General features: G+C 47.9%; 21 protein-coding genes. 8 read left to right on the forward strand and 13 right to left on the reverse strand.

Features of this window, described 5'->3' with window-relative positions; translation table 11 throughout:
- Positions 1 to 98: 98 nt before the first annotated feature.
- The 5 genes from AC6R10_RS05260 to AC6R10_RS05280 form a co-directional block, all read right to left on the reverse strand.
- Positions 99 to 2165 carry a beta-galactosidase gene (locus AC6R10_RS05260; RefSeq protein WP_500671681.1) on the reverse strand — a complete coding sequence of 689 codons (2067 nt, stop codon included), beginning with the start codon at positions 2163 to 2165 and terminating at the stop codon, positions 99 to 101.
- Entirely contained in the window at positions 2165 to 3394 is a 1230-nt protein-coding gene (locus tag AC6R10_RS05265; RefSeq protein ID WP_500671682.1) for a glycoside hydrolase family 53 protein, read from the reverse strand. Before AC6R10_RS05265 ends, AC6R10_RS05260 begins: the two co-directional genes overlap by 1 nt.
- 16 nt (positions 3395 to 3410) lie before the next feature.
- On the reverse strand, positions 3411 to 4253 hold the full coding sequence (locus AC6R10_RS05270) for a sugar ABC transporter permease (RefSeq protein WP_500671683.1): 843 nt from the start codon (positions 4251 to 4253) through the stop codon (positions 3411 to 3413).
- 4 nt (positions 4254 to 4257) lie between these two features.
- The gene (locus AC6R10_RS05275) at positions 4258 to 5553 is read right to left on the reverse strand and encodes a sugar ABC transporter permease (protein WP_500671684.1); all 1296 of its coding nucleotides are present in this window, start codon (positions 5551 to 5553) and stop codon (positions 4258 to 4260) included.
- 112 nt (positions 5554 to 5665) lie between these two features.
- Positions 5666 to 6904: an extracellular solute-binding protein gene (locus AC6R10_RS05280; protein ID WP_500671685.1), complete on the reverse strand. Its 1239-nt coding sequence runs from the start codon at positions 6902 to 6904 to the stop codon at positions 5666 to 5668.
- 224 nt (positions 6905 to 7128) lie between these two features.
- On the opposite strand from AC6R10_RS05280, the gene AC6R10_RS05285 reads away from it, so the two are divergent.
- The 3 genes from AC6R10_RS05285 to AC6R10_RS05295 all read left to right on the forward strand — a co-directional run bounded on the left by AC6R10_RS05285 (position 7129) and on the right by AC6R10_RS05295 (position 10625).
- Positions 7129 to 8232: an ABC transporter ATP-binding protein gene (locus tag AC6R10_RS05285; protein WP_500671686.1), complete on the forward strand. Its 1104-nt coding sequence runs from the start codon at positions 7129 to 7131 to the stop codon at positions 8230 to 8232.
- A gap of 62 nt (positions 8233 to 8294) precedes the next feature.
- Positions 8295 to 9326 (forward strand): LacI family DNA-binding transcriptional regulator, encoded by a 1032-nt coding sequence (locus AC6R10_RS05290; protein WP_500671687.1) that lies wholly within the window; start codon positions 8295 to 8297, stop codon positions 9324 to 9326.
- Positions 9327 to 9626: 300 nt separating this feature from the next.
- The gene (locus AC6R10_RS05295; RefSeq protein WP_500671688.1) at positions 9627 to 10625 is read left to right on the forward strand and encodes a glycoside hydrolase family 53 protein; all 999 of its coding nucleotides are present in this window, start codon (positions 9627 to 9629) and stop codon (positions 10623 to 10625) included.
- 36 nt (positions 10626 to 10661) lie between these two features.
- Here AC6R10_RS05295 and AC6R10_RS05300 read toward each other — a convergent pair whose 3' ends face one another.
- From AC6R10_RS05300 to AC6R10_RS05310, 3 genes are all read right to left on the reverse strand, one after another.
- On the reverse strand, positions 10662 to 11798 hold the full coding sequence (locus AC6R10_RS05300; protein WP_500671689.1) for a glycerate kinase: 1137 nt from the start codon (positions 11796 to 11798) through the stop codon (positions 10662 to 10664).
- Between the two features lie 113 nt (positions 11799 to 11911).
- Positions 11912 to 13081, reverse strand: a complete 1170-nt coding sequence (locus AC6R10_RS05305) for a sugar diacid recognition domain-containing protein (protein WP_500671690.1) — start codon at positions 13079 to 13081, stop codon at positions 11912 to 11914.
- A gap of 26 nt (positions 13082 to 13107) precedes the next feature.
- Positions 13108 to 13593, reverse strand: a complete 486-nt coding sequence (locus AC6R10_RS05310; RefSeq protein ID WP_500628744.1) for a MarR family winged helix-turn-helix transcriptional regulator — start codon at positions 13591 to 13593, stop codon at positions 13108 to 13110.
- A 115-nt stretch (positions 13594 to 13708) separates the two neighbouring features.
- Here AC6R10_RS05310 and AC6R10_RS05315 point away from each other — a divergent pair, with 115 nt between their 5' ends.
- Complete coding sequence (locus AC6R10_RS05315; protein ID WP_500671691.1) at positions 13709 to 14593, forward strand: DMT family transporter; 885 nt, start codon at positions 13709 to 13711, stop codon at positions 14591 to 14593.
- A 10-nt stretch (positions 14594 to 14603) separates the two neighbouring features.
- Here the strand turns inward: AC6R10_RS05315 and AC6R10_RS05320 are convergent, their stop codons facing one another.
- Positions 14604 to 15509, reverse strand: coding sequence for a LysR family transcriptional regulator (locus tag AC6R10_RS05320; RefSeq protein WP_500671692.1), 906 nt, complete (start codon positions 15507 to 15509; stop codon positions 14604 to 14606).
- Between the two features lie 140 nt (positions 15510 to 15649).
- Between AC6R10_RS05320 and AC6R10_RS05325 the strand changes: the two genes are divergently transcribed.
- Positions 15650 to 15886, forward strand: coding sequence for a DUF2798 domain-containing protein (locus tag AC6R10_RS05325; protein WP_500671693.1), 237 nt, complete (start codon positions 15650 to 15652; stop codon positions 15884 to 15886).
- Between the two features lie 50 nt (positions 15887 to 15936).
- On the opposite strand, the gene AC6R10_RS05330 is transcribed toward AC6R10_RS05325, so the two are convergent.
- From AC6R10_RS05330 to AC6R10_RS05345, 4 genes are all read right to left on the reverse strand, one after another.
- Positions 15937 to 16656: a YebC/PmpR family DNA-binding transcriptional regulator gene (locus AC6R10_RS05330; RefSeq protein WP_334553012.1), complete on the reverse strand. Its 720-nt coding sequence runs from the start codon at positions 16654 to 16656 to the stop codon at positions 15937 to 15939.
- 89 nt (positions 16657 to 16745) lie between these two features.
- Positions 16746 to 16955, reverse strand: a complete 210-nt coding sequence (locus tag AC6R10_RS05335) for a DUF3283 family protein (protein ID WP_500627348.1) — start codon at positions 16953 to 16955, stop codon at positions 16746 to 16748.
- 167 nt (positions 16956 to 17122) lie between these two features.
- Positions 17123 to 17320, reverse strand: a complete 198-nt coding sequence (locus tag AC6R10_RS05340) for a PA3496 family putative envelope integrity protein (RefSeq protein ID WP_334553016.1) — start codon at positions 17318 to 17320, stop codon at positions 17123 to 17125.
- 697 nt (positions 17321 to 18017) lie between these two features.
- Positions 18018 to 19988: a replication initiator protein RctB domain-containing protein gene (locus AC6R10_RS05345; RefSeq protein WP_487902458.1), complete on the reverse strand. Its 1971-nt coding sequence runs from the start codon at positions 19986 to 19988 to the stop codon at positions 18018 to 18020.
- A gap of 1437 nt (positions 19989 to 21425) precedes the next feature.
- Here AC6R10_RS05345 and AC6R10_RS05350 point away from each other — a divergent pair.
- The 3 genes from AC6R10_RS05350 (at position 21426) to AC6R10_RS05360 (ending at position 25776) form a co-directional block, all read left to right on the forward strand.
- On the forward strand, positions 21426 to 22643 hold the full coding sequence (locus tag AC6R10_RS05350; RefSeq protein WP_334553020.1) for a ParA family protein: 1218 nt from the start codon (positions 21426 to 21428) through the stop codon (positions 22641 to 22643).
- 8 nt (positions 22644 to 22651) lie between these two features.
- On the forward strand, positions 22652 to 23623 hold the full coding sequence (locus tag AC6R10_RS05355) for a ParB/RepB/Spo0J family partition protein (protein ID WP_500671694.1): 972 nt from the start codon (positions 22652 to 22654) through the stop codon (positions 23621 to 23623).
- 149 nt (positions 23624 to 23772) lie between these two features.
- Positions 23773 to 25776, forward strand: a complete 2004-nt coding sequence (locus AC6R10_RS05360) for a tRNA(Met) cytidine acetyltransferase TmcA (protein WP_500671695.1) — start codon at positions 23773 to 23775, stop codon at positions 25774 to 25776.
- The last annotated feature ends 428 nt before the right edge of the window (positions 25777 to 26204 follow it).

Raw genomic sequence — 26204 nt, forward strand, 5'->3', positions numbered from 1 at the left:
TTCACTTTCTTTAGGCAACACTTACCCGTAAGACGAATCTCGTCTCATTATTTAATTGTGTTTTTTCAGCGCCTAACAACGTGTTAGGCGCTATTGGGTTATAACTGCGTTTTAATCACTATCACTTGATATGGCTTAGCGACGATGGCCTGTGTCACCTCTTCTTGTGTATCCGCCAACACCCAGCGCCCTTTCGGACAAGGGACAATCTGCTCTTGGTTGAGGAAGTTCATGATAAACACATAGCGTGTCTGCGCATCTTCACGTGTGGTGACCGATACCCCGATTGGAATCCCCTCTATCGGCGCATGAATACCGTGGCGCTGAACAATCGCCTGATAGAAGGCCTCATTAAACGCCGTTTCTGTACGCGCTGCGATGTAATACGCCACCCCTTGACCATGCTGATTTTGGGTCACGACCGGCTTGTCTTTGAACATATCTTCTTGGTAGTACGCCAAGGCTTGCGCTGTCTCGAGATGAATGTGCTCCATCAGATGTTTCGCTTGAAACTCCCCTTCCAGCGCAAATTCAGACGGTGCAGAAACACGGAATGCCACGCGCTCATGATCATAAAGTGAGTCAATTTCCTCAGCCCAGATACCCAGAGTTCGACGCAGTGGGCTCCCTTCTCCGCCCGGGAATCCCCCCATAAAGCAGAGATCATTATCATCGACAATGCCGGTCCAATACGTTGCGACTAAGGTACCCCCTTGCTCAACAAACGCCTCTAATCGCTCCGCGACGCCGGGTTTGATGAGATAGAGCATGGGCGCAACCACGACTTTATAAGGCGTAAAGTCACACAATTGCTCAATGATGTCGCAGCTGATCCCTTGACGCCAAAATCCTCGGTAATGATCGCACACCGTTTGTTCGTAATGCATACCTTCATTGCGCGGGCCTGAGGCATCATCCAGTGCCCAGCGGTTTTCCCAGTCAAACAGAATCGCCACCTCGGCTTTGGTGCTGGTTCCCGCGACATCGTTGATCTGCTGTAAGTACTCACCAACCGCCGTCACTTCTCTACCTGTACGGGTGTCAGCATGACCAACATGGTCAATGACGGCGCCATGGAATTTTTCAACAGAACCGCGGCTTTTGCGCCACTGGAAGTATTGAACCGAATCCGAGCCATGCGCGACCGCTTGCAAAGAGGAGAGGAGATGCACCCCGTCTTTTTTCAGCTTGGTAATGGGCTGCCAGTTTGTTTGACTCGGCGTCGACTCCATCAACAAGAATGGCTGATTCTTCAAAGTGCGCATCAGATCATGATACATACCGGTGTAGCAGGCGAGCGCGATTTCATCAGCATCACGGTGCCACAGTGGGTAGCTGTCCCAAGAGACGATATCGATCGACTTCGCTAGCTCCCAGTAGTTGTAATCATAAAAATACTCCATGAAGTTGGCAGTCGTCGGCAACTGAGGGTTGACCGCTTTGAGCGGCGCGATTTCATGCTGACAGAAATTGGACACGCGATCGGTGCAAAAGCGTTTCCAATCTAACTTGAGCCCGTGCACCGAGTTTTCACCAATCGGTGATGGCGACTCAATCTGCTCCCAACTGGTGAAAGTGTGACTCCAAAACGCACTCCACCATTGCTTGTTGAGGTTGTACAAAGAGCTGTATTTGTTCTTCAGCCACAAACGAAACTCTTCCTGACAGTAATGACAATGACAATCACCGCCATATTCATTGGAAACGTGCCAACCGATCACCGCGGGGTGATCGCTGTAACGCTCTGCCAACTTGCTGTTCATGATGGTGACTTTGTCACGGTAATTAGGAGAGCTGTAGCAATGGTTGTGACGCTCGCCATGCAACTGCTTAACGCGTGCACTGTTAACGCGCAATACATCCGGATAACGCTGTGAGAGCCACGCAGGACGCGCGCCACTCGGTGTCGCAAGGAACACCGAGATGCCGTTTTCAGCTAAGCTATCCAACACATTGTCTAACCACTCAAATTGGAACTCTCCCTCACTTGGCTCCAGCGCTGCCCAGCTAAAAATACCCACTGACATCACGTTGCAACGTGTCTGCTTCATCAGTTCGATATCTTTGGCCAGAATATCGGGCCGATCCAACCACTGCTCTGGGTTGTAATCTGCCCCGTGGAGCAAGCCTTTAATCTTGGGAATGATGTGTTGTTTATTATTCATTATTGACCTTTAAATACTTCTAATGACGGCAGGGCATTGCCTTCAAAATCAAACAGCGCTTGGTTCTCCCAGGAGTTGCCCATGTCCCATTTGTCGCCGCTGTAATCCATTCCCGCTTCTGTTGACCACGTCGCCCCGTCAATAGGTAGCCACGCAGGTTCCCAGTAGTAGATACCCAGTCCTTGCTCGTTAGGTAAGTCGTTCATCAGAGTCATGATGTCCGCCAGGTATTGCGCTTGGCCATTCACGGAGACGCTGTAGCCCTCAATAGGACCGGACTCAGAGTAGCTATTGCCGAGTGAGTCACCGTTCTCGTTGGTGAATGGGAACGAGGTTTCGACCAACACAATGGGTTTGTTGTATCGGCTGATGACATCATTCATGTTGGCTTTCACTTTATCGATAGGACCGTGCCACCACGGATAGTAAGACATACCAATCACGTCATAATCGACGCCATGCTTGGTAATTTCGTCAAACCACCAGCGGAACAGGCCATTGTCTCCCGCTTCAGCAAGGTGCAGCATGATTTGGATGTCTTTGCCATTGTCGTTGTCATGCACGGCTTGAATGCCCGCTTTAAGTAATAGCGACAAACGATCGAACTCTTTGCCATCTTGGCCCCAGCTCTTACCATCAGGCCACAGCATGCCACCGTTGAGTTCATTACCGACTTGAACCATATCTGGCACCACACCTTCTGCTTGATGCGCCTTCATCACTTCAGCGGTATAGTCGTAGACTTTCTGTGTCAGATTCTCGAACGTGAGCGCTTCCCACTCTTTGGGTTTTTGTTGCTTTTTAGGATCCGCCCAGAAATCGCTGTAGTGAATATCCAGTAGGAAAGTCATGCCATTTTCTTGGGCACGTTTACCCAGTTCAATAGATCGCTCAAGCGTGTTGTTTCCGCCGCCAAATACCTCGCCAGATGCCGACATTGGGTCAACCCAAATACGCGCACGAATGGAGTTCACGCCATGATCTTTTAAGATTTCAATCAGGTCTTGCTCTGAACCATGCTGGTAATATTTACCGCCTAATGCTTCTATTTCTGGCAGCATGGAAATATCCATACCACGAATAAAATCGCTTCTTAGCTCGGGCGCGGTAATCACATAATCACCCTCGCCTTTATTATTATCTACGGTATTGTTCGATGTATTTGCTGATTGGCAGCCAGCAAGAACCACTGCCGCACTAATAAGTGCAACCTTAAATGTTGTGTTCATATCTTTCTCTCTATAGTTAGCCTTTGGTACTACCTGCCGTTAAGCCAGATACAAAGTATTTTTGTAGTGATAGGTACAGAAGTGCTACAGGTATCGAAATAAGAACCGCACCTGCTGCGTATGTGGTATAACTTGCGCCCATTTTCTCCACCACGAGATTATATAAACCGATAGGCAAGGTATAATTTTCTGGTGTGCGCAATATTGTGGTGGCAAGAATAAAGTCGCCAAGAGGACCGGTGAATGAAAATAATGCCACCACAGCGATAATCGGTTTGGATATCGGCAATATAATCTCTAGGAAAATACGAATATTACTTGCGCCATCCATTTTTGCGGATTCATCCAGATCTTTAGGAATGGCATCCAGGTACCCTTTCATCAAGTAGGTGTTCATCGGAATCATGCCGCCCACGTAGACAAGAACCAGCGCCAAATGACTGTTAATCAGGCCGAGCATCTGCGCCAGAACGAAGATCGCAATCAGTGCCGAAAACTGAGGAATCATCTGCAGCAGCAAGAACAACATCAAGCCATTTTTTCTGCCCTTAAAGCGAAAGCGGGAGAACGCATAAGACGTACAAGAGACACTGATTAACGTCAGAACCATAGTCAAAAAGCTGATTTTTAAACTGTTCCAAAACCACGTTAAGTAGGCCACTTTGTCGTTGGCGAACAAGGTCGCATAGTGGCTGAGTGTCGGATTGTCGGGAAATATCGACTCACCCATAATGCTGTTACCTGGGTAAAACGATGCGCCAACGGTCCATACTAATGGGTAAATAATGATGACCGATACCAACAAGATAAGTAGGTAGCTCAATGTCAATCGAATGCGATTACTGCGTTTAATACTCATGATCTTATCTCGCTTCTTCTTTGAATGACTTGGTCATGCGGAACTGCCATAGGGCGATACCCACAACGAAAATCGATAGCAATAGCGTAATGGCCGATGCGATACCATATTGAGACGACGACATGGTTAACTTGTATATCCAGGAGACGAGGATATCGGTACCACCAGCGTTACTGCCTATCACCGCAGGTCCGCCATTATTGAATAGGTAGATAATGTTGAAGTTATTGAAGTTAAAGGTGTATTGCGTAATCAAAATCGGTGCGATGGAGTAAAGAACCAAAGGCAAAGTAATCGTACGCAGCTGCTGGAATTTGCTCGCACCGTCCATGGTCGCTGCCTCATACAAATCGTTAGGGATCGCTTGCAGAACACCGGTGGTCATGGCAAAGACAAACGGGAACCCGAGCCAAGTTTGAATCAGAATAAGCGCCACCTTGGTCCAAAAAGGGTCCGTCAACCACGCTTTGGGCTCAATCCCAAAGAAATCGAGAATCACGTTGTTGATCACGCCAAAGCTGTCATTGAACATGCCGGTAAAAATCAAGATGGTAACGAATCCCGGTACCGCCCAAGGAAGAATGAAAATAGTGCGGATCAAAGGCTTAAATTTCAGGTCTTTCTGATTAACTAAAATCGCTAACAAGACACCAACGGTACATTGCAATGTAGAGGCCAGCAGCGTCCAGACGATGGTCCATTGCAATACATCGAAAAAGGTATTTCGCCACAAATTAATTTGGAAAATATTAAAGAAGTTTTTTAACCCGACCCAATCCACTAGCTTCGCTGGAGGTGAGTTGTATAGGTTGTAGTTGGTAAAGCCGATAGCGAAACCAAAAATAATCGGGAACACCACCACAAAGACGAGCAAGATAAAGCCTGGGCTTATCATCAAATACGGAAAGCCCGCATTGATGACGTTACGATACTGCACGCGAAGTGAATTGAGCGGACGCCCCTGATCCAGTAACTTACCGTTCTTGTACGCGTCATTAATGCTGAGTGTATACACCGCCAGCCCGAAGACAATCACCAGTGAAGCAATAATGCCCTCAGCGAGCAAAAACACCGAGTTGTCTTGTGGCAGATTCTCTCCCAACGTGAACAACCCCCACATCCCATGAGCAATAAAATCACGGCTCACTCCATAGAAACTGGTCAACAGGACAAAGAAAATCGCGCCTTTGACAAACTGTCGATTATAAAACTGGCCAAAGCCGGGAATTAGTGCGAGTAAAGCAGCATTCAACCGATGAGAGCGCATACGCCCCGTGCCTTGCTCTAAACGTTCACTCATGTCAGACATCTCTTACAACTCCAATTTGGAAAACATCCTATTGGTGACCAGCTCCCACCCCAACCGGGAGCAGACGAGCTGGCACCAACTATTAACCGAACTCTTTACTCGGTTATTGGCCCATCATGGCGTGGTTCGCCTCAATCTGCATATTGATGCTTTCTACTGCGGCATCGAGTGCGCCTTTCGCGTCTTGCTTATTGGTCGCAATCAGTTGCAACGCACTGTTAGCAGGATCCCACACCTCATTCATCTCAGGGATAGAAGGCATCGACGTTGCGTGGATAGATTGCATCGCCACCGCGCGTGCACCAGGATCGTTTTTGATAACAGGATCGTCCACTAGCTTAGTGACCGCAGGGACTTCACCGGTAAGCTCAAAGCGGCGCTTGGCGTTGTCATAATTGTTGACGAACTCAATGAACTCTTGCGCCAATGGTTTATTTTTCGAGAAGGTTGAAATGCTGTAGCTCTTCACTCCCATAAAGGAGCCCATTTGCTCACCTGAAGGTAATTTAGGTAGCGGTGCAACACCATAATTGATGCCTGCTTCTTTATAAGGTTGAAGTGCCCAAGGGCCGGTTTGAACGATAGCCGCTTTGTTAGCGGTAAATAATGAATCAATGGCATTCAAACCGTTATTTCCAATAATGCCGGTTGGAAAGACTTTTGATTCATAGAATTTTTGAATATATTTGGCACCTTCCACGGCTCCCGGAGTATTAAGAAGGACTTTATTAGGATCGTAGGAACCGTCCTCTTTTTTCGCGAATACATCCCCGCCCATGCCATTTAAAATGCCGTAGGTGTAATACAGCTCATCCCATTTCGCGAGTAGGCCATATTTGTCTTCTGTGCGCATTTTCTTTGACAGCTCAAAAATCTCTTCCAGGGTGTCAGGTAACTCTGGAATGAGGTCTTTGTTGTACACCATGAACACCGTCTCGACTGACTTAGGAAGGCCGTAAAGCACACCGTTGTAAGTCAATGCATCAATCGATGATTGGCTGAAGGTATCAATGACCGCTTTGTCTGCCTCAATCGGAGACAACAGACCTTGAATCACTGCGCCGCCAATCTGATCGTGAGGAATCAAAATCACATCCGGACCTGTACCCGCAGGGCCATCCATACGCAAAGATTCCACCTGACCACCGTAAGGCATTTCCAACACGTTAACTTTCACATTGTGCTGCTTTTCAAATGCCGCTACCGCTTCTTCGTTACCAAAAGACTTTTGAATGTCTTCCCAGACCAGTAGTGATTGCTGAGCCAGTGCCAACGGCGAACAAAATAGAGCCGTAGCCGCAGCAAGCACACTTATTTTTTTACTAAATTTTTTATTATCCATAAAATTTCACGCCTTGTTTGTTTGGTAAAAAATAAAATTTATGGTGCAAATATGCTTCATTGTGTTAAGTTTTCCATATAGGTCATTCATTGATGTGATTTAAATCACTATAAGCAACACGTATTGTGATAAATCAAACAAGTAAAAATAAAATTTACTAAATAACAAAGAACTCGATCACATCATTTTATTTACGTTTTTATATCATTAATGAGGAATTCAACATGTCTTCGATTCAGCTATCCAATGTCGTAAAACGTTTCGACGATACGCAAACCATTCACGACGTCAATCTCTCTATAGACGAAGGAGAGTTCGTGGTGTTCGTCGGGCCTTCAGGGTGTGGCAAATCAACGCTGCTGCGTATGATCGCCGGTCTTGAAGAGATCAGCGACGGTGCCATCTCTATTGCGGGTAACGTCGTCAATGATACGCCACCGTCTGAGCGTGGTGTCGCCATGGTGTTTCAGTCCTATGCGCTCTACCCTCACATGACCGTGGCAGAAAACATGGGCTATTCACTCAAGGTGAATAAGGTGCCAAAAGAAGAGCGTGAGAAGAAAGTCCAGCTCGTTGGCAAGGCGCTGCAACTGGATCATCTCCTTGATCGCAAACCCGCCCAACTCTCCGGCGGTCAGCGCCAACGTGTCGCCATCGGGCGCGCTATTGTTCGCGATCCCAAAGTGTTTCTCTTCGATGAACCTTTATCCAACCTTGATGCGGAACTGCGAGTAGACATGCGTTTGCACATCGCCAAACTGCACCAAGAGCTTAAGTCGACCATGATTTATGTTACCCATGACCAAGTGGAAGCCATGACGCTCGCAGACAAAATCGTGGTGCTGCGCGATGGGAAAGTGGAACAAGTGGGCTCCCCTATGGATTTGTACAACCATCCGAAAAACAAATTTGTCGCCGGCTTTATTGGCTCGCCAAAAATGAACTTTTTGCCATGTAGCGTTCTCGCTTGGGACAGCGCAAGCCTCACCGTCAAACTGGACGTCGGCGATGCGTTAACCCTTCCGATTCAAACCCGTGAAATTGCGGTTGGTCAGCCGTTGTCATTGGGGATTCGCCCAGAACATCTCGCGACCACCGACGATGTTATCCAGTTAGATTTTCAGTGCGAAGTGGTCGAGCGTCTTGGCGGAATGACGTATGTCTTTGGTCAATGTGGTGGTGTGGATGACTTTAAATATCTGCATCACGGGGATACTCAGGTTCAACCTGGTGAAGCGATCTCATTGTTTACTTCTCCATCTCATTTGCACATTTTTGAACCTGATGGAAACACGGTTGAATTTACTCCGGTAGACTCTACTCATTAGAAAAAGACGCCCGCCCCAAAGCCGTGCTTGCGCTTTGGGGCCAACGGCAGATATGAATATAGGTGACCCCCTTGGCTACACTAAAAGATATTGCACAAAGAGCGAATATATCCACCTCGACCATATCCCGATTTCTCAATGACGATCCGACTTTGTCAGTGAGCGACAACAAAAAACAAGCCATTTTAGAAGCCGTCGAAGCGCTAGGCTACAAGTCACCAAAACGAAGTAAAAAACAGTTTACTCATGCCAAAGTGGTGGAAGTCGCTGACGTTCAGTCGGAACAAGAAGTGGTGATGGTGAACTTTCTCACCCCCACGCAGGAGATTGATGACCCGTACTTCACCTCAATCAGAGCGGGCATACAAAATCGTTGTTTAGAAAAAGGGATTACGCTGCGCACGCTCCACCTGCATCAGGTCGGTTCAAATTTAGAATTGATTCAGCAATCTGCGGCCGTGATCGCCGTCGGGCATTTTACACGCTACGAAACCGCTACGTTATACCAGAACAATAAGAACCTTATTTTCGTCGATTCCAATCCGCTCGGCAGCAAGACCGATTCCGTGCTGATTGACCGAATGGGCTTAGCCAACGAGGTAATGCATCACATGCTGGAAAGCCAGTGCCAACGTCCCGCGTTCATCGGCAACAACGAAGCAAGGTTGCACACCTTTCGCGAGGTCACTAAAGCGCATGGCCTTTATCAAGAGGCGCTGTGTAAAGTAAGTAAAGAGTATTGTATTGAGTCTGGTTATCAAGCCATGAAGGAAATGCTGCAGCTTGATGCGTTACCTGACGTCGTCTACGCGGCAACGGATATGGTCGCAGTGGGCGTTTACCGCGCCATTTATGAGCACGGTTTGACCATTCCTGACGATATTCAAGTGATCGGTACTAACGATATTTCCTCTGCTCGCCACATGAGCCCAAGTTTAACCACTATGCGTTTATTCCCATTTGAGATGGGTGAAGCCGCCATTGACATGTTCATCGAACAAGCAGAAGGCAGAAAATATAAGAAAACCGTGTTCTTTAGCCATGAATTTGTCTGGCGAGACAGTTTTAAGGTTCCGTCTATTAAAGTAAGTTAATCACAAGGTGGTGTTGCATTTAATAGGAGTGCATCGCCACCACTTTCTACCAAATTGAACACTGACGATTAATATTAAAATTCCTCTCAATGTTAAAGAACGCATGACTTGGCGATCACATTAACATTTTTATTAGTAAATTTACTTTGTAGATCTCTCAAATCATCACAGTTAATAAAATAAACTCACTCATAATCCATCCATTGTGCTTATTAATTGATCAATAAGACTCACCCATTGCTATATTATTTTCGTCAATCAATCTGACAATAACGTGAATATAATCATAATGGTGAATCTATGAACACTCTCATTAAAACCTTGGCGATATTAGGCACTATCGTCGCCTCTAGCTCATCTCATGCCCTAGTTAAAGGGGCGGACATCAGCTGGATAACCGAAATGGAAGATAACGGCTACGAGTTTTATAATGACTGGGGCTATCGGCAAGATGTGTTATCCATCCTGCGCGATCACGGAATGAATGCCGTTCGACTCCGTGTCTGGGTCAACCCGAGCGATGGGTACTACAGCTCTATTGATGATGTCATCGTCAAAGCGCAATGGGCCAAAGCAGCCAATATGGATGTCATGATCGACTTTCATTACAGCGACACTTGGGCTGACCCTGGCAATCAATGGAAACCCGAAGAATGGGCATCTCTCAGTTTTGAGGATCTGATGGGCCAAGTCTGGTCTTACACTCGAGATTCACTCAACGCACTGAAAGCGGCAGGGATCACCCCTAAATGGATACAGGTGGGCAACGAAACCAACAACGGCATGCTGTGGAATGAGGGCATGGCGTCAAGCAATATGCGCAATTACGCTTGGCTGTTCAACAGTGGCCGTAACGCGGCGAAAGAAGTCTTCCCGGATGCCAAGGTGATCGTCCACTTAGCCAACTGCCATGACAATGCCAACTTTCGTTGGATCCTCGATGGTTTACAGTCCAACAGTGCATGGTGGGATGTGATCGGCGCGTCTTCGTATCCAATGCATGCGGTAGGCATGTCGTGGCAACAGGCCAACAACCAATGCTTAGCCAATTTAAATGATTTGGTGGGTCGTTACGGCAGTGAAGTCATGATTACGGAAATCGGTATGCCGTGGGATGAACCGCAGGCGAAAACGATCGTCGCCGATATGATTGAAAAAGTACGTAACGTTGATCAAGGAAAAGGACTTGGGATCTTTTACTGGGAGCCGCAAGCCTATAGCTGGCAGGGCTATACCTTGGGAGCGTGGGATCCAAACACGCGTCAACCGACAGAAGCCCTTGACGCGTTTCTCGAATAACCACCATTTAGCGGCCCCATTGAGGGCCGCGATCGCTTAATCCAGATGCACTGCCAGCGCCGCCGCAACGTTTCTCGCCGTCAGCTCCACATTGAAGGCAGCTTCTTTTAGTGCAGTAGGAAGATCGGTCGCGCCGAGTACGACGCTAAAAACGGCATCAAGCCCATGTTGATAGACAATCGCGCAATCTTTAGCAAGGCTACCGGCAATACCGATCACAGGAATATCGTAGCGTTTGGCGGCTTTAGCTACACCGATGGGGGTTTTACCATGAATGCTTTGGCTATCGATGCGTCCTTCGCCTGTGATCACCAAATCCGCATCTTGGAGGTGAGAATCAAGCGCCAGCGCTTGCATCACAATATCAATGCCGGGTGTCAGCTTCGCATGAAGCACGCCCAGTAACGCCGCCCCTAGACCACCAGCGGCGCCCGCTCCGGCCTGATGTTTGACCATAGCCCCAGTGGTGTGCTCAATGATGTCAGCATAATGCGCTAAGTTGTCATCTAGCTGCTTCACCATCGCCGGTGTCGCCCCTTTTTGCGGACCGAACACAGCAGAAGCGCCGAGCTTCCCACACAGTGGGTTGTCCACATCGCACGCGACATTGAGCTCCACCTGAGTCAAGGCAGGATGGAGTCCACTGAGATCAAGGCAATCTAGCTCACGCAACGCACCGCCACCGAATGCGATCTCATTGCCTTGTCTGTCCAGACAACGCGCGCCAAGCGCCTGCAACATGCCGACTCCGCCATCGTTGGTCGCACTCCCACCAATACCAATGATGATGGACGTGACGCCCTGTGCGATGGCGGCGAGAATCAGCTCTCCCGTTCCATAGCTGGTGGTGGTAAGCGGATTGCGATCCTCTGCGGCAACGAGATGAATGCCCGATGCCGCGGCCATCTCTATCACCGCAGTGCGGCCATCACCCAGCAATCCATAAAACGCCTCAACAGGTTCGCCCATCGGGCCGGTTACCACGACGGGTACAATGCTGCCTCCCGTGGCATCAACCAGCGACTGCACTGTGCCCTCCCCACCATCGGCCATCGGCAACTTGATGTAATTCGCATCCGGCCAAACGGTGCGGCAGCCTCGCTCAATCGCATCAGCGACCTCCATCGCGGTTAAGCTTTCTTTAAATGAATCTGGTGCAATCACTACTTTCATCGGTTTTCCTATTTCGCCAAGCACAAATGAGTATCACCAGTATAGAATGGCTTGAACGTCATTAAATTGGATTTATTGACAATATTGGTGAAAAATAATGCTATTTTGTTGTGTCAATAAACAATTTTTGCTTGCAGCGCAAGGTAAAGCGCCACTTTATCTTCGAGGCAAGAAAGTCGTTTATCAGTGAGTACTTCCACTTTCTCTAGACGGTAGCGCAGCGTATTTTTATGAATATCCAACATTTGGCACGTGCTCATCGCATCCTCATTGTGCTCAAAATAGGTGCGTAGCGTATGTAGCAGCACGCCCTTACGATCTTTGGCTATTAGACGCTCAATCGGCTCTACAAGCTGATGCTGATGCCAGGACGATTGTCGTAAACTCGCCACCAATGCCGCCAAGGTGTGTTGATGATAAAACTGGATGGACAGAGACTCAGAAGTGGCGATAAACAGCAGTGATTGAGCGCTGAGATACGAGCGCTTAAGACCATCTAGCCCTGGATAGTAGTGCCCAACGGTCAACCGAGCGGAGTAGCCGCTATCCCAATGGCGCTCGATGCACTGCTCAATGGTCTGCCATCGCCTCAAACATGCATGTTCCTCACGAGATTTATCCCAGAGCTGAGCCTTAACTTGCGCAGGCACCAACAAGACAATCTCATCCGGTGCATCAGGCATCAGGCCAATTAATGCGTCACGCTGAGTATGCTCTAAATCCGCAATGAGCGCTTGAATCGCCTCTAGCGACAAAGGCGTTGGCACCGTTGAGCTCACTTTGAGGATCAATGCAAGACGTGGCTGACGCAAATCAATGGTAAGCCGCTCGGCAATCGTCGCCAATTGCCCTTCTTGAACATTTGGCGCTCCTAGTAATTGCTGCAGGAGTTTTTCTCTATGGCGATTATCCCATTGCAGTTCCGCCACCAAAGCAGCTTGCTCAATGACCATTTCCGCCGTCATTTTGACTAACTCAGCGTAATAGCGTACCTCTTGGGGTTCTCCGGATAAGCCGACCACGCCAATCAATTGTCCACGATAACGAATCGGTAAATTGATCCCTTGTTTAACCCCCACTAACGCCTTAGCCATCGAACTATCCACTTCGACCGCACGTTGCTCTTGCAGTACCAATAAGGCGCCTTTATGAGAGCGATGAAGACGACTCTCGTCACTCGAACCAATGACGATGCCACATTCATCCATCACATTGACGGGATAAGGCAAGATGGACGAGGCGCGCTCAACAATATGAAGCGCGATGGCAGGGGTTAATTGCATCGGCATACTCTTCGGTTGTCCGTCATCTAAGATTCCAGTTGCTGCTGCCACTCTTTAAGCAGAGCGGTCAGCGCTTCACGCTGCGAAACGTTCAGCCCTTCGACAAGGCGATGCTGAAGGGCCACGTGCTCGTCGAGCAAGGCATCAATCACAGTGCGCCCACGCTCCGTCAATTCAACCGCAACGCTGCGTCTATCTTGCTCACTGTGAATACGTACGATCAAGCCTTTACTTGTGAGTTTATCAAGACGGTTGGTCATCGCCCCAGAGGTCAGCAGCATCGCGTTGATAAGCTCAGAAGGAGTCAAACGATACGGCGCGCCACTGCGGCGCAGGGTGGCCAAGACGTCGAATTCTCCCAATTTCAAGTCATACTGCTTGTGCAATTGAGCCAGCGCCGCTTCGATCTGCTTCGCAATGCGCAATAGCCGCCCCATCATGGCCATCGGCCCTGTGTCGAGATGCGGTTTTTCTGTCGACCACTGCTGGGTCAAGGTGTCAATGACATCCACCGGGGTGTCTCTCCATTATTCTGACATGCGGATTTACCTTAACATAAAGATACTTTACAAGCACGGTGAATAGGCGTATGGTTCGGGCCAATATCTTAACGTAAAGATAAATTGAATGAATATATTGCTTGCCATGATCCCTGCTTTTTTTTGGGGTACCACCTACGCCGTGACACAGTTCGCGCTTACAGACTGGCCGCCTTTGCTGCTTGGCGCATTGCGTGCGCTGCCGGCTGGTCTGCTATTGCTTGCAATAAAGCCGAGCTGGCCCAAAAGAGGCGAATGGCGAGTACTGGCTATACTCGGAACGGTCAACATCGGGCTGTTTTTCAGCTTGATTTTTGTCATGGCACTGCGATTGCCGTCTGCAATTGCCGGTGTTGGCATGGTCTCTGTTCCTGTGTTTGCGCTGGGCTACGCGGCGATCGTTCATAAAATCAGACCGACCTTGCTGCAATCGATTTGCGGCGCATCCTTGATCATGCTTGCGTGGTGGTTGTTCGATCCCAGTGCGATTGTCCTAGATCCGGTTGGCTTGCTCGCCATGCTGGGCGCGATTTTATGCATAGTAACAGGCAGCGCGTTGACCAAATCTTTGGGCAGTCGCATCCACTGGTGGAAAGTCCTGACATGGCAATTACTCATTGGGGGCGGTGTACTCACCTTAGCGGCTCTACTCCACAGTGTCTCGTCTCCGGAGCAGTACGCCTCCGTCATTGAGCATTTTTCAATGGGCAATGCACTCGGGTTAGTCTGGGTAGTCGGTCTGAATACGGCGTTTAGCTACGCCATGTATGTCTGGCTGCTACAAAGAATGACTGTGGTCGATTTTACTTTTGGCGGCATTGCCAATCCGGTCGCGGGCATCGTTTCAGGGATGATACTGCTTGGTGAATCCTTCACTCCCTTTCAGTACAGCTTAATGCTGGGCATGATCATTATGTCACTGCTGCCTCAAGCGGTCTCGGCACTAGCGCACGATAGAAAGCGTGTCGCATAATCGTCGAGGTTTACACTGTAAACCGATTGGGTAGATGCATGGTTTTCACCCCTTCCAATAGGCGATCTATGAGCAAAGACAACGCGCGCGGTTGATAGCGCCGTTGTCGATAGACCAAATACGCTTGGCGCGGCTCACGTTGGTATTGTGGCATCACTCGCTGCATATTCATCTCTTTCATCACGTGGCGGTAAGGCAAAGACGCAACACCTAATCCTCTCTCTACCGCTTGACACACCGCGAGAATATCATTGACGATCAACTTAGGTTTAATGTGAAGCACTTCGACCAAGGTGTTGTCTTGATAAATGGGCAAATCCGTGGCGTGATCCAAACTTACCCAATCTAGGTCTGTCAAAGCTTGTAGGGTGGAAACCTCACCGACTTTTTGCAAATACTCAGGGCTAGCAAAGAAACCGTGCTGAGCCGTGAACAAAGGCCGCGCAATCATGTCATCCATCTCGGAAACATCAAACGTCATCAATAGGTCTCGATCGGTTTGTGGAATCGCCTGTTGCTGACTTAACGTTAAATCCAGCGAGACTTTCGGGAACTCAAACACAAAATTTTCGACCACTTGACCAACAAAGCCTTGATAAAAATTGTGTGGCATCGCTATCTTGACGTTACCGGATACCTCTTGGCTATTAGAAATCAGTTGATGAAACCCAGTCTCGATCTCTTCCATGCCACTGCGTAATTGGGTAAACGCTTGTTTACCACTTTGCGTCGCCACTAACTCCCTACCCTGTTTCTCAAGTAGACGGGTATTTAAGCGAGATTCCAACGCAGAGAGACGCCGTGACATCGTCGAGACAGGCAAGCTAAGCTTTCGAGAGGCAGCCAAGAGAGAGCCCTCCTCCACCACGCAACAAAAGAGGTAGAGATCGTCTATATTTCCGAATATGGAATTCATATTTCTAAACCTGACTATTTTTCTCAATTTTGGATCGTTATAAGCTAAAAGTCGAATCAATAGTTATTCTCATTGCGTAACTCGTAACGCAGTCACGCACATGCAGAATAGCCAAAACAACCATTTATTGAGGAGCTACAATGAGTCGTAAACAATTTTGGATTTCAGCCCTACTGTCATCCTTCACAATGGCGTTTATCATGTCTGGGCTGCTGTCTGGCTACAATTTGGGCTTTAACGCCATCTGGCCCGCCGCTTGGATGAGAGGCTTTACCTTGGCGTGGCCATGCGCTTTGGTCTTGAACCTCACGGTACTGCCACAAATTCGCCGCTTATCAGCCTGGTTGGCCAGCCCAAAGACCACCTCACAGGCATAAAAAAACCGAGCCAAGCTCGGTTTTTGTTACTCTTTCGTCTTACTCGTCGATTACGACAATTCAGCGTTGTGGTATACCTGCTGAACATCGTCACAATCATCAAGCATATCAAGGAACTTTTGGAATTTCTCCGCATCCTCACCACTGACTGGCGTGTGCGTCTGCGGTACGAAGGTGATTTCCTCAACATCCAAAACTAAGTCTGGGAACGCTGCGCTCAATGCCGTTTTGGTTTTAAAGAACTCGGTATGAGGTGCGAACACTGTGATCACGCCATCTTCCAGTTCTACGTCAGTGACGTCCACATCTTCCATCATCAAGGTCTCTAGGATGACCTCGTCGTCATCACCTTTAAACTGGAACACCGCTTGATGGTCGAACATGTGTGATACTGAGCCTTCCACACCGATTTTCGCGCCTGTTTTCACAAAGCACTGGCGAACATCTTGGAAAGTACGATTGCCGTTATCAGTCAAACAGTCAACGATAACGCTCGTGCCACCCGGACCGAAACCTTCGTAGCGTGCAGGTTGGTAATCTTCACCGCCACCGCCGCTGGCTTTATCTAGCGCTTTATCGATCACGTGCGCAGGAACTTGGTCCTTTTTCGCTTTTGCAATCAAATGCTTAAGCGACAGGTTCATGTCTGGGTCTGAACCGCCGTTTTTTGCACACACGTAAATTTCTTTACCGTATTTGGAATAAACTTTAATTTTTGCGCCTGCAGTTTTCGCCATTGAGGCTTTGCGCACTTCAAAACTTCTTCCCATCGGGATGTTCTCTCTAATTTCAATTTAACGCGAAGGATTTTAGCAAAATGCGAGGGCTTTTCAATTTCTCGCCTTGCTGAGAAATGGGGTCACAACACGCCCATTACTCGCTTATATTTGGCTACAGAGTCTAAGAAGAACGCTTTCTCGTTCTCGTCTTTGATTTTGGCCGCTTGCTGATTCACTTCATCAGGGCCAGTTTTGGCCTCACGGAGCTTCCAAACCAAAAATGATGCTTGTTTATCAAGCTCAACCTTGTTTTTTTCTTCGGCAGGAAGGTTCGACAGGTTAATCGACATCAATCACGCTCAGTTTCTGTAAAAATATGGATTGGGAATATACCACACACCAGCGAGCAAAGTAGAGTCTCAATCACCTCGCTCACCCGCCGAGATCAAAAAACAGCGCTCTTTTGGCAAAAACTAAGGGCGGCACTATGGCCGCCCTTAACTAATTAGGGGATTGCTTAATGAAGTAAGCCAAGTTCTTTCGCTTCTTCAATCGATAAGCCGCTTTCACGTATCTCTCTCAATGCTTCAATACGTCTACGTGCCTCGGCAGATTTGACTGCCTTGGTTGGCTCTTTTGTTTCTACTTCTTCCGTGAAGTCCCACTTACCGGCAATATGAGTCATTTCATCATGGTCAATAGAATTGATGGACATAGTAACCTCCGAACAAACCATGCTAGGGACGCCTAATCTGTAGCAAATACGCCTATCCCTTGTTAAGAATTTTAGCGTCAGAATGTGATTGCGCTAATAGTTCGAACACTCTTACCGATTATTTTATAAATAGCCTTTGCAGGGCAGAAAAACTAGCGATACATTTAAATGATTACCCTTAAGAAAAGTCAGGCGATCCAGCTCTCATTTTTTCTAAGGTGTGCCCTACTCTCTCCCTCTGCAACATCCAACTCTCCGCACTCCCGAAGCGTAACAACGGGCTGACTCCATCCTGAGACCAAGGTTTATCCAAACAAAAAGATTCAAGCGAAGCGGTGTCAGTACCGAGATGTCAATCTTAGGAAGAATGATCAAGGGATGTCGGTGATCTTGCACTGTGATCCGAAAGCATGATCAAGGTGATGAAGGTCGCACGAGCGCTTAAGAGAAGCAGCGTAAAAGGAGAAATAGGGGATCAACAGGCAAAAAAATAGCGAGTTCATCGAACTCGCCAAATATTCAGAATGAATGTAACAATATGAGCCAATCTATCAGAGATAATCCTATCTCTCATTCATCAGAAAGGACAAAAGGTTGTCTATTCGGGATAAATAATAGCCAAGCTCGGCGCGCTTTATGTCAGTAAAGTGTCAGGGTAATGTAGTGATAGTGTCCAATTGTCAGACAAGGCCGCAAACTACACCGCCACTTCATCTAATGCGCGGAATACGGTCTCATCCAGATGCCCTTCATGGACTTGTTTGCACACTTTTCGGCGCACGGCGAGGCCCGCAATCAAGCGTTCGATCGACAAGTGCTTGTTTTCACTTTGGCTGTTGTACAACTCGACCATTTTACTCAAAGTCTCGTATGGGATGACCTCTTCACCGACCCGCAGGTAATCAAGCTTGTCAATGAGCTCCAGACACTCTTCTTGGATGGAGTTATGGGAGTGCCCTGTCATCGCCGCTAACGCCGTTATAGAGCGTTCTAGAGCCTCTGGAGAGGTATATTTGGAGAGAGTAATGGTGATCTCATCGGCGTTGATCTCAACTAAGTGCTTACGCTGTTTTACCCGACGGCCCAATTTGCCTTTTGCCGCGCGCTCTTTACGTTGGATAGGCTCGAATTCGCCATCAATGATCTGCGACATCTCATCAAGCTGTTGGCGTGTGACCATCTCATTACGTAGCGGGTTGGGCAGCGTCGGCGCCATGTTGCGCTTACCCGCGTTGGTGGTACGTGCACGCGAATAACGCAGCACTTCTTCAGCATCGCATTTGATGTCGAATTCGTAATCTTTGATCTTGTCGCCTTCCGCGATCGTGCGGATCGTTAAGTGATAACCCCACAAATTGACCACAAACAGATCGTCACTGCCCTTCCCTTCCGAGAGTTTTTTCAGCTCTCGGATCAAATCCATTGAAAAACGGCGCCACTCAATGTTGCGCGCAAGCTTTTGATTTAGCTCGCTTAAGAGCATTTGATCTGTGTGTCGACGAACCATACGGCTACGGAAATAGCTGTATAGCTGGAAGACCAAGGTATGCTGCTTCAGAATTTCAGGTGGGAACAAGAAGAAATAGTCACGCGTGAGCAGTTCTTCGTAGAACGACGGCTCCCAGACCAAGATGTAGAGGTTCGGTTTAATGCGAATTTCGCCGTCAGCGCCCTCTGTAGGTGCCTCTTCCGATGCGGTAATGGTTCGGGCCAAGAAACGAAAACGATCGCTCTTAAAGCCTTCTGGCATGTTCTCGCTCAGCCAACGGCCGGTGAGTTCGTGTAACTGAAAGTCGGTAAACTCGATTCTATCGATGCTGTCACGAATGGAGTCTCGTGCAGGGCCGCTGTCTTTTTTGCCACGCAGCGACAAAATGTCGGTGATGTAGAGTGGCGTTTTGTTAGGCACGTGCGTTGCATCGAGTTGATATTGTTGCTGGTGGTGCTCATGGTATTGAACGGTTAAGGTGAACAGCGCGAAGAGCGTCATCAGATCATCCACCGTCATGATGTTTTTTGATGATCGTGTTTCGATCACCGCACGCGTGCCTGAGATCGACACCATGCTTTTTTGGTACTGTTTGCGCGTTCTTGGTGGCGCTAAGGCTTGATCGATAATGCCCGCCCAGTTGGTGGGCGACACCACAAACTGATCCGCCTCATCTTTCATTGCTGGGGGAATATTCAAGCCATGCTCATTGAGCAAGCGTTTGTTCACTTGAGTTTGAGCCAGTGCCTTAGAGCGTTTTTGTTTCTCACTTTGCTTCACCGATTCCGTGACCAAGCTGGTGGCGCCCAACACGGAAATCAACTGGTTTGGGTTAACAAAGCGATGGAGCATGGTTTTGCCCGCTAGTCCTTCTTCAAAACGCACTGGTACCTGCAAAAAAAGGCCGATGTTGACTGCGGCGCGTAATCGCTGCTGAATGGCTGCTCGTGTGACTTGCCCATCCGTTGCATCGATCAACTCAGTGGTTGAAACCAAACCATCTTTGCTGCTGAATCCTCGCAGTGAGATGAGATTGAGCAGTTCGACAATACTTTTCGTCACCCCTTTGAAGTGTTGGTATTGTTCTATCCAGTGGACAGCCGTTTCAGACACCTCAAATAAATGGCCATCCTTGTGGCTTCTTGGGGCTTTGATCAGTATTTTTTCGTCAGAACTCATGATTAGATCCGTATCACACTAGCCGTAATATCGCTATAGTTCCTGAAGAATAAAGAAAAAAAGATCATAAATAAAGAAAAAATTAGAGGTTTTTAAATAACTGATCTTTTTGATTTATTTGATCTATATTGGTTCAATGATCTTATGATCTGGCCGTCAGTTGCCTTCTAAGTCATTGTTTATTGGCACGTTATTTTTTCTGACTTGGAAAGCATGATCATGTAAAAGACGAAAGCATGATCATTAAGTTATTGAAAGCATGATCAAAATATCCAAGAACCATGATCATGTGGCTTCTGAATCAATGATCATTGGGCTAGCAGAAGCATGATCATCACTCTCTCACACGTTATCCACAGAGCGCATCGTTAAGTGTCAATAAGCGGTGGTCTATTGGTTGTGCTGAGTGCTCTGTGGTGCCGAAAACATGATCAAGGCAACGCCATTTCTGAGGATGTTTCTGAGCAGTGTCGCTTATTTCGCTCAGATTTCCACCGTTTATTGTCCATCATCGCATTTGAACGACAATCTCGGCCAACTTTGCTCTCAACGGCTTCTACGACGATGTAGCTCGAAAGCATGATCAAGTGAATTGTGTTTCTTCCCATATTCCGTGCCTGTCAATCTGATTTGTTGGCTAAACACCGCTATTTTGGCATGAGTTCTTATTCCATCTGCATTTGTCCGTAAATAAAGCTCTATTTTACATGCTTCCGAAGCATCAATTCACTTGATCATTGATCCGATCTTTCTCGATGAAAGATCGCGAGGTTCAATTGATGAGATTTAGGGTTTGTTGCCTTGATCATCGTTCCAATTTCATCGATTTGGAACGAAAGCATGATCAAGTGATGTCCCTTGATCATCGTTTCGAATACTCCACCGCTGGATCCGGTTGCATGATGATGGCGTTGCGAGAGCTATTATCACTCATTCTGCTCACGTAAACGGCTTCGTACCGCAAAACGACTGAGGTTTTGGTTAGATCGGTAAAGGTTGAAATGACACGCTCCGTAAAATAGGAGGAAAACTTAATCGTTCCGATACAGGCGATAGGATTTTGGGTGGAGAGCATGTCAGAAGTGAACAATGCGAACGCTGTGGTGCATTAATGGTTTGAACGCTCTATTTGGATAAAAAGACCACACTTCTGCCCTACTTTCATCTTTCGGTTTGCTTCTGTAGTTTACAATGTAAATATGTGACAAGGTAACACTTTTACGAGGGGTTAGAACGCGAAGCAAAGTGGCTAAGATTTTTAGGCGATTTCGCTCACCTTATTGACGAAAATAACATCAGATTGCAAGAAGTCATCAAATTGTTCCGATTTCTTTTATTTAATGTGATTTTAATCCATAAGTGAATGTTCACCTTTTTATTGTTTGTTTTATTAAATGCTGTACAATTTATTTTAGTCACTTACAACGGATTTTGGCAATGAAAAGAGAACAAACCATAGAGAGTCTCTACCAATTGGCGGAGCAGACGGCTCAAGTTCAAGCGGACCGCATAGAGATCGTATTAGAAGAACGTCGTGACGAACATTTTCCTCCGATGTCGAAAGCACTGATGGAAACCCGCTCAGGGCTAACGCGTCGCAAACTAGACGATGCGATCAGTAAGCTCGAAGCGGACGGTCACCAATTTACGAAAAACAACGCCAATCACTACTCCATTTCATTGCAAGAAGCGCACATGTTGATGGATGCGGCGGGCATCCCCAAGTTTCATGAACGTAAAAAGAACACAGAGAATAAGCCGTGGATCATTAACGTTCAGAACCAAAAGGGCGGAACCGGTAAGTCGATGACCGCTGTGCACTTAGCGGCGTGCTTAGCGCTCAATCTGGATAAACGTTACCGCATTTGTTTGATTGACTTAGATCCACAAGGGTCGTTGCGTCTATTTTTAAATCCACAAATTAGCATTAGTGAACACCAGAATATCTATTCTGCAGTGGATATCATGCTCGATAACGTACCTGAAGGTACTGAGGTCGATAAGGCATTTTTGCGCAAAAACGTCATGCTGCCAACGCAGTACCCGAATTTAAAAACTGTGTCTGCCTTCCCAGAAGATGCGATGTTTAACGCAGAAGCGTGGCAAAGCTTGTCGCAGAATCAGTCGTTGGATATCGTAAAACTACTTAAAGAAAAGCTGATCGATAAGATTGCTGACGATTTTGATGTCATCATGATTGATACTGGTCCGCACGTGGATCCTCTAGTATGGAATGCGATGTACGCGTCAAATGCGCTGCTGATCCCTTGCGCGGCGAAGCGCTTGGATTGGGCGTCGACCGTCAACTTCTTCCAGCATCTGCCGACGGTGTATGAAATGTTCCCAGAAGATTGGAAAGGGCTTGAGTTCGTGCGTCTGATGCCCACCATGTTTGAAGATGACAACAAGAAGCAAGTTTCTGTGTTGACTGAGATGAACTACTTGCTTGGCGATCAGGTGATGATGGCCACCATTCCGCGAAGCCGCGCGTTTGAAACCTGTGCGGACACCTACAGCACGGTGTTTGACCTCACGACCGGCGACTTCGAAGGCGGTAAGAAAACCCTAGCGACCGCGCAAGATGCGGTACAAAAGAGTGCACTGGAGCTTGAGCGCGTGTTGCACAGTCACTGGTCATCACTGAATCAGGGGTAAACTAGAGTATGGCAATTAAAACTTCAGACTTAAATGCAAGACTGTTCGGCAAGGCGAACAAACGCCAAGTTACGACACCACAAGAAGCCCAGCAAGCAGCGAAAGATAAAGCGCAGTTTATCGAGTTAGCGGTTGCGGGTGAGGAGTTAGTACAGTTTGAGTTGGTGCGTATTCCGGCCGATCAAGTGGAAGCGCAGACGGTTGTCTTTGCGGATAATGCCCGCGAGCAATCTTTCCTCAATGAGCATGCGTTATCGGATGTATTGGTCACTTTACGTGAGCGCGGCCAGCAGTACCCGGCAGTCGGTCGCAAGCGTGAAGATGGCAAGATTGAAGTCCTCGATGGTAGCCGTCGCCGCATGTCGTGTATTTTGTCCAACAAAGAGTTCTTGATCTATGTTGCCGATGACATCAACACCCAACATGCAAAATTCTTATCCGATGTGGCGAACGCCCACAAGCCTTTGTCTCTGTATGAGAAGGGCAAAGAGATGCAGGCAAAGCTCGCTAGCGGTGAAGCTGAGGATCAGAAAGCGCTGGCGAAGATGTTTCAGTGCAGTGAAGCCTTGGTCAGTGGAGCATTGAAAGCCGCTGATTTGCCACTTGAGCTGCTGCAAGCGTACCCGAATGTGGCGGATTTAGGTCGACCTACCATTGTGAAGTTGCACAAGCAGTTCAATGCACTCAGTGATGCGAACCGTGCAAAGCTGCTTGAAAAGTGTCAGTGTGAAGAGGGATTTGTGTGGCAACGCAGTGAAGCCCAAGGGGTTGCACGCATTACCAAAGAAGTTTCTGAGACGATTGAGTCTTGGATTGAAGAGATGACGCCAAGCAAATCCAGTGGCAGTGCGAAAACCGAATTGGTCAAAGGCCGCGCGAGCTACAGCCGTAAAGGTTCCAGTTTGTCGCTGAACTTAAAGAAAGTCGATGATGCTTTGATGCAAGATATTCTGGATTTCTTGCAAGCCAAGCTCCAGTAACTTCTCCATCAACGTCATCTAAAACCGCTCCTTGTTCGAGCGGTTTTTTTATTGCTGGCGCGCGGCGGCGGGCAGAAACGATGAGCGAATGTCGCAGCGCACAGCGAGAGTGATATACTCACTCCATCGTCCACCGTTACCCACGTGTTATGAATTCGATAGAGTCCTTTTTTCGCGATCTTTTTCAACAAGCCCAATTGATGCGTCATCGTTATGGTGTGGTGATTGAAGGCGATGGTCAATGGCAACAAACGCTATTGCCCGCTGCGCTTTCAGCGAGCGGCGCTCAATCGGCGGTTTGTCTCGGTCACACTGTCTTTAATCAAGATGACCGTCTCGTTCGTCATCTAGCGGCTAAGCTAGGCACTCAGCTACTGGGCCAAGAGATAGAGCTCTTAGTGGTCGCGGTGAACGACGATTTCGATGCCAACAGCGTCAGTGCGGCACTCGGTGCGGTCAAAGGGGGCGGGGTAGTGATATTCACGCTTGACGAGTGCATCGATGCTTCTTCATCGAAAACGTGGTTGCTGCGTTCAATGCAATCCTTGTATTGGTTATCATCCGATAAACCACTCCCCAACATCACGCTGACGAGTGGACAAACTCAAGATCCGTTTATCGAGCAAAACTCCGCGATTGAAGCGATTTGTCGCGTGGTGGAAGGCCACAGAAAGCGCCCATTAGTGCTAACGGCAGACCGAGGTCGAGGAAAAAGCAGCGCCTTAGGCATTGCGGCGGCAAGGTTGATGAAGGCTTCTCGAAAACGTCTTCTTGTTTGTGCGCCGAGTTTGGCCGCCACTCGCGCAGTGTTTGAACACGCCGCCTCACGACTTGAGGGCGCCACGGTCAGCAAATCATGTATAGAATACCAAGAGAGCCAACTGGCGTTTATTGCGCCAGATGAGTTACTTCGCCTGCGCCCGGATTGTGATGCTTTGTGGGTCGATGAAGCGTCTGCGATTCCTATTTCCATGCTCAAACAGATCACAGAGCGCTATCATCGCGTCGTGTTTTCGACCACCATTCACGGCTATGAGGGATGTGGACGCGGCTTTACGCTCAAGTTTTTAGATTGGCTTAAAGTGGCAAGACCGGGGATGGCACAACTTCATCTCCAACAACCGATTCGCTGGAACGCGGGCGATCCGTTGGAAGCATGGCATTTTTCGACGTTTGCCTTAGACGCCGAGTTAGAACCTGCGCCCGCTCAGTTGCCTGAGATAGCGCTCACCTGCATCGACAAAGCGCAGCTGTTGGCAAAACCTGAGTTGCTGCGCCAGTGCTTTGCGCTGTTGGTCAACGCCCATTATCAGACGTCACCCAATGATTTGATGCTTATCCTCGATGAGCCCAGCGTCAACGTTTATGCTCAGTTTGAGTCAGGGACATGCATTTCCTGCGTGTTGACCGTCGATGAGGGCAACATGCCCGCAGAGCTGGTGCAAGACATTGTGCTCGGTAAACGACGCCCCAAAGGTCAATTGGTGCCGAGCACCCTAGCGAATCAATTTGGTATTGAGCGAGCGGCGCAGCAAAAAAGTGTGCGTGTCATGCGAATAGCGGTTCACCCCGATCTGCAAAGGCGTGGTGTAGGGCTGTCGGTACTCGCGCAGCTTGAAGAGAGCGTTGAGTGTGAGTTTCTCTCCACCAGCTTTGGCGCAACCTCTGATTTGGTTAAGTTTTGGCGCCAAGCTGGTTTTGCACCGATCAAAGTGAGCAGTCAACGAGACAGCGCCAGCGGTACGCACTCAGTCATTATGATCAAAGGCGATACTGAGTGGCTAGCACAGGTGGCACAACATTACGCCACGCAATTTCACTATTCTCTCTCAGACAGTTTGCGCCAACTTGAAACTGAGGTCGTCCGTAGTTTGGCGCCAAAAACTAATGCTTCCATTGTCCCTACTGGGACGGCTGCGCTTCTGTTGGGTTATGCAAAAGGTGGGGCGAGTTATGACAGTTGTGCGCCAATGCTCGATCGTTTTGCATTCACACACGGTTTTGAGGCGTTCAGCGATGTGATGATAAGAAAGGTATTGCAAAAACAGAGCTGGAGTGAGTGTGCCTTGGCTTTAGGTTTTCCTGGTAAAAAGCAGGTCGAAGCTCAGCTTCGGCTTGATATAGAAACTTGGTTATCTCAATGTTCTGGCTAGTCGAATTTACACTGTAAAATAGACGATAAATTTACAGTGTAAACGGCCACACAATCGAGTCGATTTACACTGTAAAATCTCATTCTATAGCACCCTACCTTCAACGCGTTTTCGAACTAGTACTAAAGAACCAGTCAATAAAACACAGTAGAAAATAAGAATTTTTTCCCAAATAGCCTCCATCGGCAACCCACTAAATCTTCGATAGTTTTTATCCCAGCGACAAAAGTTTTAACGGCAACTTGCTGTATCAAAAGTTAAGTCACATTTGCCAAATGACGAACCTTTCCTAAACTCAATATAAAACTTTGTGCGTAGTGTTTTGTGGCTAGGAAATAAGAATAACAATGAAAAAGGATTGTCTACTTCCTGATGCGCTTGATATCTCAAGTGCGCTCAATGTCGCTGCTGAATCTAAGCAGTGGCTT

The organism is Vibrio sp. R12-SG2-ISO1 (assembly GCF_059834045.1).

Excerpts from the sequence above, each read along its gene's own strand:
- AC6R10_RS05260 (WP_500671681.1), bottom strand. The coding sequence starts at position 2,165 with ATGAATAATAAACAACACATCATTCCCAAGATTAAAGGCTTGCTCCAC.
- AC6R10_RS05265 (WP_500671682.1), bottom strand. The coding sequence starts at position 3,394 with ATGAACACAACATTTAAGGTTGCACTTATTAGTGCGGCAGTGGTTCTT.
- AC6R10_RS05270 (WP_500671683.1), bottom strand. The coding sequence starts at position 4,253 with ATGAGTATTAAACGCAGTAATCGCATTCGATTGACATTGAGCTACCTA.
- AC6R10_RS05275 (WP_500671684.1), bottom strand. The coding sequence starts at position 5,553 with ATGAGTGAACGTTTAGAGCAAGGCACGGGGCGTATGCGCTCTCATCGG.
- AC6R10_RS05280 (WP_500671685.1), bottom strand. The coding sequence starts at position 6,904 with ATGGATAATAAAAAATTTAGTAAAAAAATAAGTGTGCTTGCTGCGGCT.
- AC6R10_RS05285 (WP_500671686.1), top strand. The coding sequence starts at position 7,129 with ATGTCTTCGATTCAGCTATCCAATGTCGTAAAACGTTTCGACGATACG.
- AC6R10_RS05295 (WP_500671688.1), top strand. The coding sequence starts at position 9,627 with ATGAACACTCTCATTAAAACCTTGGCGATATTAGGCACTATCGTCGCC.
- AC6R10_RS05300 (WP_500671689.1), bottom strand. The coding sequence starts at position 11,798 with ATGAAAGTAGTGATTGCACCAGATTCATTTAAAGAAAGCTTAACCGCG.
- AC6R10_RS05305 (WP_500671690.1), bottom strand. The coding sequence starts at position 13,081 with ATGCAATTAACCCCTGCCATCGCGCTTCATATTGTTGAGCGCGCCTCG.
- AC6R10_RS05315 (WP_500671691.1), top strand. The coding sequence starts at position 13,709 with ATGAATATATTGCTTGCCATGATCCCTGCTTTTTTTTGGGGTACCACC.
- AC6R10_RS05320 (WP_500671692.1), bottom strand. The coding sequence starts at position 15,509 with ATGAATTCCATATTCGGAAATATAGACGATCTCTACCTCTTTTGTTGC.
- AC6R10_RS05325 (WP_500671693.1), top strand. The coding sequence starts at position 15,650 with ATGAGTCGTAAACAATTTTGGATTTCAGCCCTACTGTCATCCTTCACA.
- AC6R10_RS05330 (WP_334553012.1), bottom strand. The coding sequence starts at position 16,656 with ATGGGAAGAAGTTTTGAAGTGCGCAAAGCCTCAATGGCGAAAACTGCA.
- AC6R10_RS05335 (WP_500627348.1), bottom strand. The coding sequence starts at position 16,955 with ATGTCGATTAACCTGTCGAACCTTCCTGCCGAAGAAAAAAACAAGGTT.
- AC6R10_RS05340 (WP_334553016.1), bottom strand. The coding sequence starts at position 17,320 with ATGTCCATCAATTCTATTGACCATGATGAAATGACTCATATTGCCGGT.
- AC6R10_RS05345 (WP_487902458.1), bottom strand. The coding sequence starts at position 19,988 with ATGAGTTCTGACGAAAAAATACTGATCAAAGCCCCAAGAAGCCACAAG.
- AC6R10_RS05350 (WP_334553020.1), top strand. The coding sequence starts at position 21,426 with ATGAAAAGAGAACAAACCATAGAGAGTCTCTACCAATTGGCGGAGCAG.
- AC6R10_RS05355 (WP_500671694.1), top strand. The coding sequence starts at position 22,652 with ATGGCAATTAAAACTTCAGACTTAAATGCAAGACTGTTCGGCAAGGCG.
- AC6R10_RS05360 (WP_500671695.1), top strand. The coding sequence starts at position 23,773 with ATGAATTCGATAGAGTCCTTTTTTCGCGATCTTTTTCAACAAGCCCAA.